Below are 16,183 nucleotides of genomic sequence, written 5' to 3' on the forward strand. Positions count from 1 at the left end.
GGCCCGTGGTCAGACCGTGGCGTGCTTCTGGCGGTAGAGCTCCGCCCACTCGGCGCGGGGCCGGATGGTCGTGTCCACGTCGGCGGCGAGCGCCCGCAGCGCGCCCACGGTGGCCCGCTCCCTCGGCACCTCCGCGAACGGATCCCAGTGGTAGAACCGGCAGGCGTTCTCCCAGGTCATCTTGTTGATCTCCGCATCGGTGCAGCCGGCCTTCGTGAACTCCTTCTCGAGCCACTCGGGCGCGTCCGGCCAGATCGAGTCGGAGTGCGGGTAGTCGCACTCCCAGGCGATGATGTCCATGCCGACCTCGTGGCGCGCGGCGACGGCGTGCGGGTCGGTGACGAAGCAGGCCAGCGACTGCTCGAGGAAGACCTGGCTCGGCAGCCTGCCCCCGAAGTCACGGCGCAGCCACTTCTGGTTCGTGTAGTGGCGGTCGCAGCGGTCCAGGTAGAAGGGCACCCACCCGATGCCGCCCTCGGCGTAGGAGAACGTCAGGTCGGGGTAGTTGCGGTAGGCCGGGCCCCAGAGCAGGTCCTGGGCGGCGAGCGCCGAGATCTGGCACGCCAGGATCATGGTGTGGTCCCGGGGCGCCCCGGGAGCCATCGTGAGCGACCGCAGGCCCATCCCGATGTGCAGCGTCATGGCGACGTTGCACTCGGACATGGCCGTCCAGATCGGCTTCCAGTAGTCCTCGTCGTGGTAGCTGGGCAGGTTGTCGATGTGCGGCATCTCGGGCATGGCGATGCCCCGGGCGCCCTTCGCGGCGACGCGGCGGATCTCCGCTGCGGCCGCCTGCGGGTCGTGGATCGGGGCGATGGCCAGCGGGATGAACCGGCCCGGGTAGGTGGCGCACCACTCGTCGATGTGCCAGTCGTTGTAAGCCTGGATGACCGCGGTCGTCGTCTCGTCCCGGAACTGGATCAGGTGGCCGCCGCTGAAGCCGGCGAAGGTCGGGAAGCACATCGAGCTGAGGATGCCGTTGCGGTCCATGTCGCGGACGCGGGAGTGGATGTCGTAGGCACCCGGACGCATCTCGGCGAAGCCGGAGGGTTCGCTGTTCCACTCCAGGGGCGGCCAGCCGACCACGGCGTTGAGGCCGACGAGGCCGGCCGGCCTACCCCGGTACATCCACTGGTTGGCGGTGCCCTGGGCGACGACGTGCGGGGCGGCCTCGGCCCAGCGCTTCGGCAGGTGTCGCTCGAACATGTCCGGTGGCTCGATCACGTGGTCGTCCACGCTGACCAGGATCATCTCGTTCTTGTCCACGAGTCTCTCCTCGCTCCGCAGTTCTTGACGAAGTTCAAATCTGATGCCCTCATTGTGCGCCTGTGGGCCCCTGCGCGAGTCGCGGAACCCGGCCCTTCCCGTCCGGACCCCGCCCGGGGTGCCGGCCGGCCTGCCCGGCTGTCCTCGGTGCGACACGACGGCGCCTTGCGGTGTCGAGGGGGTCGGGTGACACTTCGGGAGAGGCGATCCATCTGGTGATCGCCGAAGCGTGCCGGGAGGTCGACGATGTTCGGTCGTCGCAGGCCCACAGCGGACGGTGTCCCCTCGGAACCGGGCCAGGGCGCGGAACCGGGCCAGGGTGCGCCCGTGCCCGCACACGCCGGGCCCTGGGGCGAGGTCGACGCGGCACGACTCGACCCGGCCGGCCGGGACGCATCCGCAGGGGCGTCCCGCCACGTCGACTTCGGCGCGCTGCGGGTCGCCGTCCCGGCCGGGACGGCGGCGGAGGTCCTGCCGGGCCTCGGCGAGCGCCCCGTTCCGGAACTCGTCCTGCGGACCGGCGAGCTCACCGTGCGGATGGCCGCCTTCGCCGCGCCGAGGAGCCACGACGGGTGGGAGGGGATCCGTGGTGATCACGCCGCGGCCCCCGGCGCCTCGGGGATCGTCCCGGGTCGGTACGGCCCGGAGTTCCGCAGCGGCGACAGCAGGGTGATCGGGATTGCGGGTCCCCGCTGGTACCTGCGGGTCGTCGTGACCACGTCCCCGACCGCGACCGCCGCGACCGCCGCGGCCGGGGACGAAGCGACGACGGCCTTGCCCGTCCTCGACGAGATCCTCGGGGCCACGGTGGTCGTGCGCGGCGCGACCGCCATGCCGGCCGGCGCGGCGCTCCCGCTTCGCCACCCCACACTCGACGGCCCGGCCGTCGTCACCCTGTCCGACCTGTGGACGGATGACCCGACGACAGCGGGAACCGGAACGCTGGAGCGCAGGCCCGCCGTCCACGAGTACGCCGGGGCGTTCACCGGCTCCCTGAGCCGCAATCTCTCCACCTGGGGCTGAACCGGGCGGCTGAACCGGGCGGGGAGTCCCGAGCGACGCGCCGGGGGCGATCGATCCGATCAGGGATGGCCGGTCTCCGGCAGGTCCACGGTGTTGCGGCGGTAACTGATCTTCCAGCCGTCCGGCGTGCGCACGTGACGGCTGTGGTGGTGGCCGAGCCAGATGACGCGGGTCAGCCCGTCGTCCTGCGTGCGGGCGACTCCGTAGAGCATCGTCGAGCGGGCGGTGTCGCCCTCCAGCGTGATCCGCGGGTTCATCTCCATGTGGATCACCGGGGTCGCGCTCCGCTCCATCACCGCGGCGAGCATGTCCCTGATCGCGGTCCGGCCGTTCGCGGTGCGCCCCGTGCTCATCTCGAACACGCCGTCCTCGGCCCACAGCTCGGCCCAGGCATCGAGATCGCGGGTATCGAGCAGCTCGCCGTAGTCGTACAGGCTCTGCAGGATCTCCGCCCGGTCCTCCAGCAGCCGTACACGCTCTTCGAGGCCCCACTCGCCTTTGGTCATGACGGCTAGCTTGACCTCTGTATTTATACTTAGTCAAGAAAATCCACGGGCGAGCGGGCGAGCGGGCCCGAGGTCGAGCGAGGCCGCGCGAGACCGTGTGGGGCTGGAGCCCTGGAGTGGACCGAATATCGTCAGGGCCCATGCGGAATGCGTTTTGCTCCTCCTGCGGTACGCGGTACCAGCCCGACGCGGTGTGGCCGCGGGTGTGCACCGCCTGCGGCGACACCACCTGGCGGAACCCGCTTCCGGTCGCGGTGGTGTTGCTGCCCGTCGCCGAGCCGGACGGCGGGCGCGGCCTGGTGGCGGTGCGCCGCGACATCGACCCCGGCCGCGGCGAGCTCGCGCTGCCCGGAGGCTTCATGGAGGTCGGCGAGACCTGGCAGGAGGCCGCGGTGCGGGAGCTGCGGGAGGAGACGGGAATCCCCGCGCCCGCGGGTGACGTCCGCCTGTTCGACGTGCACAGCGGGAACGACGGTGGCTTCGTGCTGGTGTTCGGCCTCCTGCCGGTGCGGCCGCGGGCCGAGCTGCCTCCCGTGGTGCGGACAGAGGAGGCCGCGGAGTGGCTGGTCCTCACCCGACCGAGTCGGCTCGTGTTCCCCACCCACACGGACGCGATGGCCTCCTACTTCGCCCAGGTGGACGGGAGGCGGTCACCCTGATCCGCGCAGCGCCCCGCCACGGCCCGGACGGCTGTGGCCACCGCCTGCGGCATCGCCCTGACCATCGGCGCGGTGTGCCGGAGCTGTACCCGGTTGCCACAGGTACGTCTCAGCTCATACCGACGTACGGGTCGGCGGGGGCCGTCGCGGGAGCGGTTGCGGCGGCGGGTTGGGTGGCGGCGAGTCCGGCGAGGCCGCCGCGGACGAGCGTCATGTAGGTGTCGATCAGGCGGGTGGCGGTGCTGTCGGTCGGATTGCCGTACCACTCGCGCATGATCGTGGAGATCGCCGAGATCAGGATGTCGCTCGCGAGCCGGGCCCGCTCCGTGGGGACGCGGAGTTCCCGTGACGTTCGCTCGACCAGGAGCTGACAGATCTGGTCCGCCCGCGTGTACACCTCATGGCGTACCTCCTGGCTGCGCTGGGCCGCCGCGAACAGGGCCACGAACAGGGGGTAGCGCTGTCGGCCTGCCCGGAGCGAACCGCGGGCGAGTGCCTCGTACATCCCCTCGATTGTTCTGGCCGCTCGCATTGCCGCGAGGATCTCGTGATGGCCGTCGTCTACTTCTCTTCGGTAGACCGCCGTGATAAGGCCATCCCGACTGGTGAAATGCTTGTACAGCAGTGCTCGGCTGATTCCGGCGCGGTCCGCGACCGCTTCCATGGATACCGCGTCGAGGCCTCTGTCCGTGACCAGTGTGGAGAAGGCCCGCATGATGTCCTCGCGGCGGCTGGCCCCCGACCGCCGCCGGCCCCCGTCCCCGGTATGGGGAGTCGGTGTCTGCGCGGTCGCGTCCACCCTTCGTCCTGCTCCTGGTGAACCCGAACCGACCCGACTTAACACAGACGGAGCCTTCCATGATCTCGAAATAGGCAGCTGGTTTGACGGGAAAGATGGTCTGACGGGACAGGTCCTGCGCAGGATATCGATCCTGGGCGTCGGCAGTGCGCCACATTCGGAGGATGCGCCAATGGTGGTGGTGCGGCCGACGTGATGGTGGTCGCCGCGCGTCCGTCCGGCAATGTCATGGAGGAGGAAGTAAAAGCGGGAAACAAGGATGAGTGTTCCGTGCGCCGCCGGTGGGTGTGCGCTGGGCGAGCGCGTCCCGGTCAGGAACGCGCTCGCCGCGGGCGACCGACCGCCGTGTCCCGTCGCGCGGGCGGCGTCGCGTGTCGCCTATCCGGCGGCCCCACCGGTCGGCGTCACGGTGCGCAGCGCCGCCGCGCTGGTGGCCGTGGCCGTGGCCGTGGTGCCGGGCGCGGGCGCGCTGGGCGCCGGTGCTGGCACCGGGTTGGCGACTGCGGCCTGGTCGAGTCGGTCAGCCAGGTGGGCGGCGAGAGCCGTCGGGCTGCTGTGCGCCCACAGGACCTTGGTCGCGACCCGCAGGCCCAGGCCCTTCTCGATCCTGGTGCGCAGTTCGAGCATCATCAGCGAGTCCATACCGACGTCGAGCAGCGGAGTGCGCGGGTCGATGGCCGCCCGGTCGATCCGGAGAATGCCGCTGACCTCGCCGATCAGGTAGGTCTCCAGCAGGCTCTGCCGGGTCGCCGGGTCGGCGGCGCCCAGCTCGTCGAGGAGGGCGTTCGCCGCCTGGCCGCCGCTCGTACCGCCCCCGATCGCGACGGTGGCCAGGAACGTCGAGTCGATCGTCGCGCCGAAGTGCGCCAGCCAGGTGGGCTGGTCGACCGGCAGGTAGCCGGCTCGGGCCCGGTCGTGGCGCAGGAGCCGCTCGCAGGCGTCCAGCCCCTCCTCGACGTCGATCATGGCGTAGCCGCGCTCCTCGAACGAGGCGCCGCGGCCATGGTCCGCCCAGGCCCCCCAGTTGACGCTGATCGCGGGGAGGCCCTGGGCCCGCCGCCAGCTGGTGAAGGTGTCGAGCCAGGCGTTCGCCGCGGCGTAGGAGCCCTGGCCGGGGAAGCCGAGCAGGGCCGCGGCCGAGGAGAACCCGAACCACCAGTCCAGGTCGTGGCCCTCGCAGGCCTCGTGCAGCCGCCACGCCCCGACGACCTTCGGCTGCCACACCCGGTCGAGGAGCTCGTCGGAGATCAGCGTGACGACGGCGTCCTCGACGACGGCGGCGCCGTGCAGCACGCCCCGCAGCGGCAGCCCGGTGGCCGTCGCGGCGGCGACCAGGCGCTGTGCCGTGTCCCCGACGGCGATGTCACCGCGGACGACCTCGATGTCGGTGCCGGCGCCCCGCAGTTCGGCGAGCACGGCCTCGGCGGCGGAGGAGGGCGCGGACCGGCCGTTGAGGACGACCCGGCCGGCGCCGGAGCGGCTGAGCCAGCGGGCGAGGACCAGGCCGAGCCCGCCGAGACCGCCGGTGACGACGTAGGCACCGTCGCCTCGTATCACCGGGATGTCGTGGGGCGCCACGACGACCGTCGTCTCGCCGTCGGCCGGGATGGTGAGGACCAGCTTGCCGATGTGCTCGCCGGCGCCCATGGACCGGAAGACCGCCGAGGCCTCGGCGATCGGGAACGCGGTGTACTCCAGCGGGGTGAGCCGGCCGGCGGCGAGCTCCTCGCCGACCTCCCGCACCAGCCGGTCGAGCAGCGCGGGCTGGTCGGTGCCGAGCAGGCCGAGATCGACGCTGGCGAACGTGATGTTGCGGCGGAACGGGAACATGCCGAGCTTCGCGTCGGAGTAGATGTCCCGCTTGCCGAGCTCGATGAAGCGGCCGCCGACGCGCAGCAGGTCGAGGCCGGCCCGCAGCGCCGGCCCGGTCAGCGAGTTCAGCACGACGTCCACGCCGTCGCCGGTGAGCTCGCGGATCTGCTCGGCGAACCGCGCGGACCGGGAGTCGAAGACGTGCCGGATGCCGAGCTCGCGCAGGTAGGCACGTTTGCGTTCGGAACCGGCGGTGGCGAGGATCTCCGCGCCGGCGGCACGCGCGATCGCGATCGCGGCGAGGCCCACGCCGCCGCTCGCCGCGTGGATCAGCACCCGTTCCCCGGCCCGCAGACCGGCCAGCTCGTGCAGGCCGTACCAGGCGGTGAGGTAGACGGCCGGCAGAGCGGCGGCGGCCTCCAGCGTCATGCTGTCGGGCACCGGGAAGGCCCGCGCCGCCCGGGTGGTGTGGAAGGTCCCGAGCGCCCCGAAGTCCATCACGGCGACGCGATCGCCGGGCTGGACGCTCGCCACGCCCGGGCCGACGGCCGTGACCGTTCCGGCGCCGTCGGTGCCGAGCGGGATCGGCTTGCCGTCCGCGGTCTGGTACACGCCCATGGCGTTCAGGACGTCGGCGAAGTTGATGCTCGCCGCGCGCAGTTCGATCTCGATCTCCCCGGGCCCGGGGGAGCGCCGGTCCCGTGCGACGAACTCGAAGGAGTCGAGGTCGCCGGGCTGGCGCACGCCGAGCGTGATCCCGTCGCGGCCGAACCGGCGTACCTGGGTGCGGCGGTCGCCGTCCCGCAGCGGGCTCGTGCGCAGCCGGGCGAGGTAACGGTTCCCGGCCCGCCAGGCCACTTCGTCGTCGGGAAGCCCGGCGCACAGCTCCGCGCACAGGTCCTTGCCGCCGGCGGTGGCGTCGACGTCCAGGTGGGTGATCTTCAGCTCGGCGTGCTCGTAGCTGATGACCCGGTACAGGCCGCGCAGGGCACCGGCGTCCAGCGCTGTTCCCTCGCCCTCGAACACGGGCTGGGCATCCCGCGTGAGCACCCAGAGCCTGGGCACCGCCGTGTCGTTGTCCTCGACGAGCGCGCGGACCAGCAGGGCCAGCCGGCGGACGCGGTCGCGGGCCCGGGTGAGGCCGTGCGGGTCGACGCGCGGGTCGACGCGCGACGCCGCGCCCGGCGCGACGAACACCAGCCCGCCCCAGTCAGGGACCGTGCGCAGCCACTCGGCGACGAGCTCGGTCTGCGCCCGGTCGCCCTCCTCACCGGCGGGAAGACGCACCGCCTCGGCCCGCAGACCCCGGGCGCGCAGCCCGACGACGACCTCGTCGGTGATGTCCTGCGGGTCGTCCTGCTCCGAGAGCAGCAGCCAGCTGCCCGCGACCGCCTCCTCACCGGCGGACGGTGGCAGCGGTCTCTCCTCCCAGTCGACGCCGAGCAGCCGCCGGGCGAAACGCAGATCGGCCGGGTTGGCACTCGCCCCGCCCAGGTGCACGTCGTGCAGTTCCGCCAGGACGGTGCCGTCGGCGGCGAGCAGGGTCAGATCGCCGAACGCGGCGGTGGCCTCCTGCCGGGTCAGCCGGGCGAGGCAGTAGCGCCCGCGGGAGGTGTCGCCGTACACGCGCAGCGTGCCGACGCCCAGCGGCAGGCTCAGGCCGTCGGCGGCGTCGCGGGCCATGGCCAGCGACGGGTGCGCGGCCAGCGTCTGCAGACAGCTGTCGAGCACCACCGGGTGCAGGCGGAACGCCGACGCCTCGGCCCGCAGCCCGGTCGGCAGCTCGAGACGTCCCAGCACGGTGGACGTGGCCGCGTCGCCGCGGTGGTTCGTGTCGCCGTAGTGGATGGCGGTCAGGCCGGCGAAGTTCGGCCCGTGGTGGATCCCGGTGGCGCGCAGCCGCTCGTAGAAGGCGTCGACGTCCCCCGCCGTCGGGTGTTCCCGCAGTGCCGCCTCGACGTCGACCGGGGCCGGTGGCTGCGGCCGCGGCACCCGGCGGGCTCGGGCGACCGCGTGCTCCGCCCACACCTCGTCCGTGCCGAGGGAGACGATGCGTAGCGTGGCCTGGTCCTCCGCCTGGTAGTCGGCGACCAGGGAGAGCGGGGTGTGGTCGTCCAGGAAGAGCACACCCCGGAACTCGATGTCGACGATCTCGGTCGCCGTGCCCGCGCCGAAGATCTGCGTCGCCGCGGCGAGCGCCATCTCGCAGTAGCCGGCACCGGGGAGGACCACGGCGTCGCGCACCTGGTGGTCGGCGAGCCAGGGCAGCGCCGCGGTGCCGGCGTCCGCCTGCCAGACATGACCGCCCTCGGCCGAGGGGACCTGCACGTGTACGCCGAGCAGCGGGTGCACGGCCACGACCCGCGCGCTCGTCGCATCCGCGAGCTCGATCATCAGATGCTCGTGGTGCCACGCGGTGGCCGGCAGGTCGACGAGCCGGCCCGACGGATGATCGAGGCTCCAGTCCACCGCCACACCGGCGCAGTGGACGGCGCCGAGCCGGGTGAGGAACGCGCGGTGGACGTCGTCACCCCGCCGCATCGTCTCCACGACCGCGGCGTCCCGCCCGACCTTCGCGATCGTCTCGGTGATCGAGCGGAGCAGGAGGGGATGCGGCGCGACCTCGACGAAGCAGCGCTGCCCGTCGTCGAGCGCCGCGGTGACCGCGCTCGCGAAGCGGACCGGCCGGCGCAGGTTGTCCGACCAGTAAGGGCCGTCGAACGACGGCCGCCCGAGCGGATCGCCGAGCACCGTGCTGAAGAAGGGGATCGCCGGCTCGCGCGGCGCCAGGTCACCAAGGGCGGCGACGAGGTCCGGCAGGATCGGGTCGACCTGGCTGGAATGCGAGGCGACGTCCACCGCGATCTCGCGGGCGAACAGCCCGCGCGCCTCCCAGCCGGCGACGAGCTGGCTCACCCGCTCGGCGTCCCCCGCCACCACGGTGGACGTCGGTGCGGCCAGCACCGCGACGACCACGTCGTCGATGCCCGCCGCGGCCAGCTCGGCGTCGAGGTCCGCGGCGGACAGCTCCACCGAGGCCATCCGGCCGGAGCCCGACAGCTGGCGCATCAGCCGCGAGCGGCGGCAGATCACCTTCACCCCGTCCGCCAGCGACAGGGCGCCGCTCACCACCGCGGCCGCCGCCTCACCCATCGAGTGGCCCAGCACTCCCGCGGGCTCGACACCATGCGCCCGCCAGGTCGCCGCCAGCGCCACCTGCATCGCGAAGATCACCGGCTGGACGCGGTCGATGGCGGCCGAGGGCGCGGCGCTGGTCAGCTCACCTGTCACGGAGAACCCGGACTCGTCCTGGACGAGTGGCTCCACCTGCGCGATCGTCGCCGCGAAGGCGGCTTCCCGCTCGAGGAGCTCGCGGCCCATGCCCGCCCACTGCGAACCCTGGCCGGAGAACACGAACACCGGGCCGGGAACCCGGACCCGGGTCGTGCGGGATTCGGTCGCGGGCGAGGCCTCGCCGCGGGCGAAGCCGCGGAGCTGTTCGACCAGCTCGCCGCGGTCGGCGGCCGTGATCGCCAGCCGCGCCTGGCGGTTGCCGCGGCGCCGCGCCAGCGTCCACCCGACGTCGCGCAGGGCGACGTCCACGTGGTCGTCAAGCCAGTCGGCGAGGCTGTCGGCGGTCCGGGCCAGCGCTGCCGGCGAACTCGCGGACACGGGGATGACCAGCGGGTGCGGGACGTCCCGCGCGGCCGGCGCCGTTTCCGTGACTGGCGTGGCTTCCGTGACCGGCGTGGTCTCCGCGACGGGCGTGACCAGCGTGACGGGTGTGACGGGTGTGGCCTGGGCGGCGTGCGCCCCGGCGACGTCGGCGGCGGTGCGCGCGGTCCGCTGGCGGGGGAGGGCCGCCGGAGCGGCGGACTGGAGCAGCACATGAGCGTTGGTGCCGCTGAACCCGAACGACGAGACGGCGGCGAGGCGCGGTCCGTCAGGAACCGGCCAGCTGACCGTCTCGGTGGGGACGAAGAAGCGGCTGCCGCCGTGGTCGATGCTGGGATTCCAGGACCGGAAGTGCAGGTTGGGCGGGATGACACCGTGCTGCAGACACAGCACGGCCTTGATGAGGCCGGCGATACCCGACGCAGCCTCGAGGTGGCCGATGTTCGATTTGATCGAACCCAGCGCGCACGGATTCTTCCCCGTCCCGTACACCGCCGCGAGTGCTCCGAACTCGACGGGATCACCCACTGGGGTGCCCGTGCCGTGCGTCTCCACCAGGCCGATCTGGGCGGGGTCGATCCCGGTGGACGCGAGCGCCTCCCGCAGCAGCGCCTCCTGCGCCGGCTGCGACGGCTGCGTCAGCCCGTTCGACCGGCCGTCCTGGTTCACCGCCCCGCCCCGGATCAGGGCGAGAACCCGATCGCCGGCCCGGACGGCGTCGCTCAGGCGTTTCAGGACAATAATTCCGCAGCCTTCGGCCCGGACGAAACCATCGGCCTCGGCATCGAACGGGGCACACCGCCCACGCGGCGAGAGCATTCCCCAGTTCGAGAAGGCGACGCCCGTCTCCGGACCCAGGACCAGGTTGATCCCGCCGGCCAGGGCCATGTCCGTCTCGCCGGAGAGCAGGCTGCGGGCCGCCATGTTCACGGCCAGCAGCGACGACGAGCAGGCGGTGTCGACAGACACCGCGGGGCCGTGCGCGCCGAGCAGGTAGGAGATCCGGCCGGACGCGACACTGTGCGCGTTGCCGGTGGCCGAGTACGGGCTCGACGCGGCGCCGCCGAGCTGGCTGCGCAGCAGGTAGTCCACGGTCGACATCCCGGTGTACACGCCGGTGCGGGTCCCCGCGACGGAAGCCGGCGGGATGCCGGCCTGCTCCAGGGCCTCCCAGGCGACCTCGAGCAGCACCCGCTGCTGCGGGTCCATCGCCAGCGCCTCGGCCCGGCTGATCGTGAAGAACTCCGTGTCGAAGCCGCCGACATCGTCAAGGAACCCGCCCCAGCGGCTGCACATCCGGCCGGGGACGGAGGGCTCCGGGTCGTAGTAGGCGTCCGCGTCCCAGCGGTCGCCCGGAATGTCGGTGACGGCATTGACACTGTTGTGCAGGACGCGCCACAGCGGCTCGGGGGAGGTCACCCCTCCGGGCAGTCGGCATCCAATTCCAACGATCGCGACCAGCTCGGTATCTGGTAGGTCGCTGTTCGTTCGGGTCGTATCCGGGGAAGAGGCGTATTTGGCCATGGAATTGTCCGTCTCCGAAATTGGGAACAGTGCCGACAGCGGTTGCGCAAAACGCTGGAGCCCTGGACATGCGGGCGCAGCCACATAACACGCGGAGTACGGCGAAACCAGGCATTGCTATCCCGCCACCGCGCATCCTCTGTGCCGCGGTGAGCTTTCCTTCGGCTTACACCAGGCACGCAAGCAGGGCCGACGATAGGCAGGATGAACGCTACCCAGCAACCACCGTCCGCTTTCGTCCGACGGCCAAAGGTGACAGGTCCGCTCGCACGGCAAGATCAAACTCGCGGGTTCGCTCTGCCGACCAGCATCAGGGTGGCTGGCCTCGCGTGGTGACGCGGTCACAGCCGTCCTGGGCGCGCGTAGCCCGAAAGTGCTACCCGAGGTGGTCGGCCTGGCGACTGGCACGCGGTCGGCAGTCCCGTGGCCTGGATGGCTTCGGGGGCGGAACTGCGGAAACAGGGCGCCCGGCGATCGGAGCCGCCGCCGAGCGGTGGGTCCTGGTGGAGATCGATGCCCTGGCGGCTACGCTCGGTTATCCCTCAGGGTCGGCCCCAGGGCGAGGTGACCGCGGTGGCCGGCGCGACGGGAGATCGCGTCTGGTCGTGAAAAGCCGCCGCCCGCCCACCGAGGCGCGGTGGGCGGGCGGCGGCTCTGGGCCGGCGTCATGGTCTGTCGCAGGGCCGTGGCCCTGCCAGTAGCGGGTGCCGGGTCAGCGACGGGCGTCGGGTCAGTAACGGGTGCCCGCCGTCGAGCGGTTCCGCGGCCGCCGCCGCAGTCGCCGCAGACCGCGTGCCGCCGACCGGTCGGCCGCGTTCACGTCACGCCGGGCCTCGTTGCGCAGCCTCCGTAGCAACTTCATCGCTTCCTCCTCGGCTTCGTCGTGCGTCCCTGGTGCGTCGGCCTCGTCCCGTGCCGGCCTGATGGGGACATGCCCGCTCTTCCGCCCGTAACACACCTTGTCTCGCCAGGCGGTGCGGCAGACGTCCTCGTGGGGCCCGTGAGCTGGGACGATGCGAGAAGGATTCCGGGAAACTCGGAACCGGCCGCCTGGTGGCGGGGCGAGGCGATCCGGCCGCTCACGGCATCAGCCGCGGCGCCAGCGCTGGTAGACACCGCCGTCGCAACCGGTCGTGGTGAGTGCGCCGGACCCGTTGCTCTGCACGCACATGCCGGTGGCGACGTCCATCAGGCTCAGCGAGCCGTCGCCGTTCGCGGCCATCGTCCACTTCTGGTAGGAGCCGCCGTTGCACTCGATCGCGTAGACGGCGCCGTTCTCGTTGCTGTCCAGGCAGACTCCGGTCGGCCGATGGACGATCACCACCGGGCCGAGCCCCCTGACGGTCCACTGCTGATAGGCGCTGCCGCTGCACCTCAGAGCGTGGATGTAGGTCGTCCCGTCGCTGTCCAGGCACAGGCCGGTCGCCCCGTGTACGAAGGCGGAGGTGCCGCCACCGGACGCGGGCGGCGTGGTCGCGGGCGGAGCGGCCGGCGGCGGAGCGGGCACGGCGGCCGGTGGGAGCGCCCCGCCCTGGCCTGGCGGAGCGTCTCCCGCGGAGGCCCGCGGGCTCGCCGCGACCTGGCGGCCCGAGGAGGAGACCGGTGCGGACGGCGCCGCTGTGGCAGGCCCGCCGGTGGGAGCGAGTGTGGATGTCATCGGGGTGGGCGGGCTCGGCGTGCCGGTGACCGTCGGCCCACCCGCCGTGGGCCAGGGGCGCGGCGAGCCGGACTCGCGGAACGCCCCGCCCGCCGGTCGCTCGTCCGACGCCGCAGGGGTGCCGCCATCCCAGGAGTAGTACGACTGGGCGCCGCGGGCCGCGATGACGCCGACGACCACGGAGGCCATGCCGAGGAGGACGGTGAAAACGGTGACCGCCTGCCACCGGCTCGACCGGGCATACGGTCTCCGAGCAGGCACCGCGCATCCCCTCTCCCGCGTCCACGTTCCCGCCGAGCCACCGAAGGCAATCCTATTAGACCAGATGTCCGACGGGACCAAATCTTCGAGTGTGCGGGAAACACGGAACGGCGGAGGCAGTGGTACTTCCCGGTGATGAAACCAGAAAAACCCGGTTAACGCTGGCTCAAATGTGGCACTTGATTGCCGTGAACCAGTGCCCTGGGCAGGCGTTCAGGAATTCAGGCGCCTCGGGACCGAGCGGGGACTTCAGGGCTGACCGGTCCGCAGCTGGACGAACAGGCTTTCAGCCTCCGCACACAACGTGTCGCCGTCAAAAAGCCGACCGGTGAGAACGAGCTTGCGGCCCTCGACACGGTCGACCGTCGCCTCCACCCGCAGGGGAACGCCGACCCGGGTGAGCGCACGGTAGTTCACGTTCAGGTACACCGACCGGGCGAAGACGCCGCCGGTGTTGGCCAGCACGGCCAGCACCTCGTCGAACACCAGCGGGATGGCACCGCCGTGAACCGCGCCGTTCACGGTCACGTAGTGCCGGCCGAACGTCACGTGGCCGGTGGCCCGGTCCGGGGCGCGCACATCCCACAGCACGACGGGCGCCATCGTCTGGCCGCGGCCCGCGAGATCCAGTCGCAGCCCGGTCGCCCGTTCGGACTCCGCGACGGCGAACGGTGCCAGCCGTGCGCTGATCTGCGCGAACTGATCAGCGACCTGCGTCACCACCTCGGCCGGTGGGCAGGCGTCGGTCACGCCATCGAGCAGATGGCGCAGGTTGTCGACAAAACGACCGAAGTCCGGGCCGCCAGGCAGATCGGTGCCGCGGTCCGGTGCGGGAACAGCCGGTACGCCGGGTAAATCAGTGAAGGGTTCCGTCACCGCCCAAGCGTCCCAAAAATCCGGCCGGGATGTGCGGCTGGATCCCTTGCGTTTGTTCAGTTGCCGCCGGCCGGTGCGCCGGCCGGCGGCAGTGGGGCCTTCGGCGGCCAGCTCAGGGGACGCGGGCCAGGACGCCGTAGACGTTCACGCGATCGTCGGTCAGTTCCTCGCCCGTGTTCTCCTCGGGGTGCCACCGGTGCACCGGCACAACGCCCGGGTCGACGAGTTCCAGGCCGGTGAGGAAATCCTCGATCTCGGACCGGGAGCGTGGCGTCAGTGCGATACCGCGCGCCTGGTAGGTGGCCGACACCTTCGCCGCCGCCTCCGGCGCGAAGTCCCCGGTGGCGTGGGTGAGGACGACGTAACTGCCGGAGGGCAGGATCTCGGTGTAGCGGCGGACGAGGCCATACGGGTCGTCGGACGCGGGAATGAAGTGCAGCACGGCGATCAGCGACAGCACGAGCGGCTGGTCGAGGTCGAGCGTCTCGGCCAGTTCGGTCGAGCGCAGGATCTTCTCCGGCTCGCGCAGGTCGGCGTCGAGGTACGCGGTGCGGCCCTGGGCGGAACCGGTGAGCAGCGCCCGGGCGTGCGCCAGGACGATCGGGTCGTTGTCGACGTAGACGATGTGGGCGTCCTTGGCGCTCTCCTGCGCGACCTCGTGCAGGTTCGGCGACGTCGGGATGCCGGTGCCGATGTCGATGAACTGCCGAAGGCCCAGCTCCCCGACGAGCTTGCGGGTCGCGCGGTGCAGGAAGGCCCGGTTCTCGCGCGCCCCGGTCCGCATGTCCGGGAAGATCGTCAGTGTCTGCTCGGCGGCCTCCCGATCGGCGGGGAAGTTGTCCTTCCCGCCGAGGAAGTAGTCGTAGACCCGAGCCGAGTGCGGAACGTCCGTCCGCAGGTCCACCGGCTCCACGTGGTCAACCAGCCGGTTCCAGCGAAGAACGCGCCTCGGTTCGCTACTCACAGCCCGCCCTCTCGCGATCGCGCACCCGCCCCCCCGCAGGCTGCCGGACGGCCAGGTGCCGCCCGCCATCGCGCCCACCGCAGCGACCGCGCGTTGCGGGCCGCCCTGCCGGCCGGCAGGGAACCACCGGCCGCCGGTCGAGCGGGGGAGCACGAAGGTGCAATGTCACTTATTATGCCGACTCGTTCCCCCAACGTGGCACAACGGCAGTGAGCTGCCGGCGGAACCGGACTTTGGCCCCGCAGCACGATCCGACCGGAAGTCATCACTGCCGCTCGCCGACTCACGCCGGTCGGTGCGGCATGGCAGAGCGAGGGTCTGCCGGGCGATCTGTATACCGGAGGCCGGTGCTACCCCGCCGGGCGGGTCTGCGCGAAGGTCCGCAGCTCGCGGGCGATATCGGGGCCGGAGGGCTGGTACATGACCTCACGGAAACCAGCCTCGGCGAGGCGGGCGAGTTTCTGTCGGACGGCGGCCGCATCCCCGATCATGCTGGTGAGGTCCCCGACCATGGCATCGAGGTCAAGGTGGTCCAGCAGCGGGCGGTCTCGCTCGGAGAGGTGGGTGACGTGCCCCTCGAAGGTGAGCAGATGGCGTCGGTCGGCGGGGGCGAGGCCTTCGAGGGCCTCGCGCCACTGCCTGCCTCCTGGCAGGGCGTCCACCGCCGCCGGACCGCCGACGGCATAGGCGGTGTGCCAGCGGACGACCTGCCAGGGGCCGATCGCTTCCCGGACGCGCGCCGAGTCGGAGTTCTCGCCAGGATCGAGCACGGTGCCGGTGACCATGGTGGCGGTCGGAAGCGTGGGATGCGGCGGGCCGATCGTGCCGTCGGCCACCTCGCCGGCTCGCCTGTTGCCGCGTGGGCCGAGAACGCTCAGCCACAGGGGGACGTTGACCGGCCGTTGCGCGGTCAGGCCGGGCCCGTGCAACATGCGGGCCGCTTTCCCGTCGAGCACGATGGTCTCGCCGGCGAGCAGCAGGCGGATCGAGGCGACGTACTGATGATTAATGCGAGAAGTCATGTTGATCCGAGTTCTTCCCAAGCAAGCCCGGTCTCGGCAAGGAACCCGACAAGAAGATCGGGCCGGTACTGCACACGTTTCAGTCCGTGCTTGACGGCCCGAAAGACCTCGTCGATACCCCGAGCGGCCAGATGCACCA

At 71.8% G+C, this 16,183-nt stretch carries 11 protein-coding genes; 2 read left to right on the forward strand and 9 right to left on the reverse strand.

What is annotated here, in order from left to right; all coding sequences use genetic code 11:
• Positions 1-9: 9 nt before the first annotated feature.
• On the reverse strand, positions 10-1,266 hold the full coding sequence (locus AB1460_RS25010; RefSeq protein WP_368964553.1) for an amidohydrolase family protein: 1,257 nt from the start codon (positions 1,264-1,266) through the stop codon (positions 10-12).
• Positions 1,267-1,593: 327 nt separating this feature from the next.
• Here AB1460_RS25010 and AB1460_RS25015 point away from each other — a divergent pair, with 327 nt between their 5' ends.
• Positions 1,594-2,289 (forward strand): DUF3710 domain-containing protein, encoded by a 696-nt coding sequence (locus AB1460_RS25015; protein WP_368964554.1) that lies wholly within the window; start codon positions 1,594-1,596, stop codon positions 2,287-2,289.
• Positions 2,290-2,348: 59 nt separating this feature from the next.
• On the opposite strand, the gene AB1460_RS25020 is transcribed toward AB1460_RS25015, so the two are convergent.
• Positions 2,349-2,795, reverse strand: a complete 447-nt coding sequence (locus AB1460_RS25020; RefSeq protein ID WP_368964555.1) for a nuclear transport factor 2 family protein — start codon at positions 2,793-2,795, stop codon at positions 2,349-2,351.
• A gap of 140 nt (positions 2,796-2,935) precedes the next feature.
• On the opposite strand from AB1460_RS25020, the gene AB1460_RS25025 reads away from it, so the two are divergent.
• Positions 2,936-3,454 carry an NUDIX domain-containing protein gene (locus AB1460_RS25025; protein WP_368964556.1) on the forward strand — a complete coding sequence of 173 codons (519 nt, stop codon included), beginning with the start codon at positions 2,936-2,938 and terminating at the stop codon, positions 3,452-3,454.
• A gap of 109 nt (positions 3,455-3,563) precedes the next feature.
• Here AB1460_RS25025 and AB1460_RS25030 read toward each other — a convergent pair whose 3' ends face one another.
• The 7 genes from AB1460_RS25030 to AB1460_RS25060 form a co-directional block, all read right to left on the reverse strand.
• The gene (locus tag AB1460_RS25030) at positions 3,564-4,253 is read right to left on the reverse strand and encodes a TetR/AcrR family transcriptional regulator (protein WP_368964557.1); all 690 of its coding nucleotides are present in this window, start codon (positions 4,251-4,253) and stop codon (positions 3,564-3,566) included.
• A 378-nt stretch (positions 4,254-4,631) separates the two neighbouring features.
• Positions 4,632-11,264, reverse strand: a complete 6,633-nt coding sequence (locus AB1460_RS25035; protein WP_368964558.1) for an SDR family NAD(P)-dependent oxidoreductase — start codon at positions 11,262-11,264, stop codon at positions 4,632-4,634.
• Positions 11,265-11,994: 730 nt separating this feature from the next.
• Positions 11,995-12,126, reverse strand: coding sequence for a hypothetical protein (locus AB1460_RS25040; protein ID WP_256385368.1), 132 nt, complete (start codon positions 12,124-12,126; stop codon positions 11,995-11,997).
• Positions 12,127-12,351: 225 nt separating this feature from the next.
• Entirely contained in the window at positions 12,352-13,182 is an 831-nt protein-coding gene (locus tag AB1460_RS25045) for an RICIN domain-containing protein (protein WP_368964559.1), read from the reverse strand.
• Between the two features lie 249 nt (positions 13,183-13,431).
• Positions 13,432-14,058 carry a PaaI family thioesterase gene (locus AB1460_RS25050; protein ID WP_368964560.1) on the reverse strand — a complete coding sequence of 209 codons (627 nt, stop codon included), beginning with the start codon at positions 14,056-14,058 and terminating at the stop codon, positions 13,432-13,434.
• A 112-nt stretch (positions 14,059-14,170) separates the two neighbouring features.
• Complete coding sequence (locus AB1460_RS25055) at positions 14,171-14,971, reverse strand: SAM-dependent methyltransferase (protein WP_368964561.1); 801 nt, start codon at positions 14,969-14,971, stop codon at positions 14,171-14,173.
• A gap of 401 nt (positions 14,972-15,372) precedes the next feature.
• Positions 15,373-16,044: a hypothetical protein gene (locus AB1460_RS25060; protein ID WP_420497352.1), complete on the reverse strand. Its 672-nt coding sequence runs from the start codon at positions 16,042-16,044 to the stop codon at positions 15,373-15,375.
• Positions 16,045-16,183 lie beyond the last annotated feature (139 nt).

This window comes from Parafrankia sp. FMc2 (assembly GCF_041008525.1).
Taxonomy (GTDB): Bacteria; Actinomycetota; Actinomycetes; order Frankiales; family Frankiaceae; genus Parafrankia.

Coding starts and splice junctions, on each gene's coding strand:
- AB1460_RS25020 (WP_368964555.1), bottom strand. CDS start 2,795: ATGACCAAAGGCGAGTGGGGCCTCGAAGAGCGTGTACGGCTGCTGGAG.
- AB1460_RS25025 (WP_368964556.1), top strand. CDS start 2,936: ATGCGGAATGCGTTTTGCTCCTCCTGCGGTACGCGGTACCAGCCCGAC.
- AB1460_RS25035 (WP_368964558.1), bottom strand. CDS start 11,264: ATGGCCAAATACGCCTCTTCCCCGGATACGACCCGAACGAACAGCGAC.
- AB1460_RS25040 (WP_256385368.1), bottom strand. CDS start 12,126: ATGAAGTTGCTACGGAGGCTGCGCAACGAGGCCCGGCGTGACGTGAAC.
- AB1460_RS25060 (WP_420497352.1), bottom strand. CDS start 16,044: ATGACTTCTCGCATTAATCATCAGTACGTCGCCTCGATCCGCCTGCTG.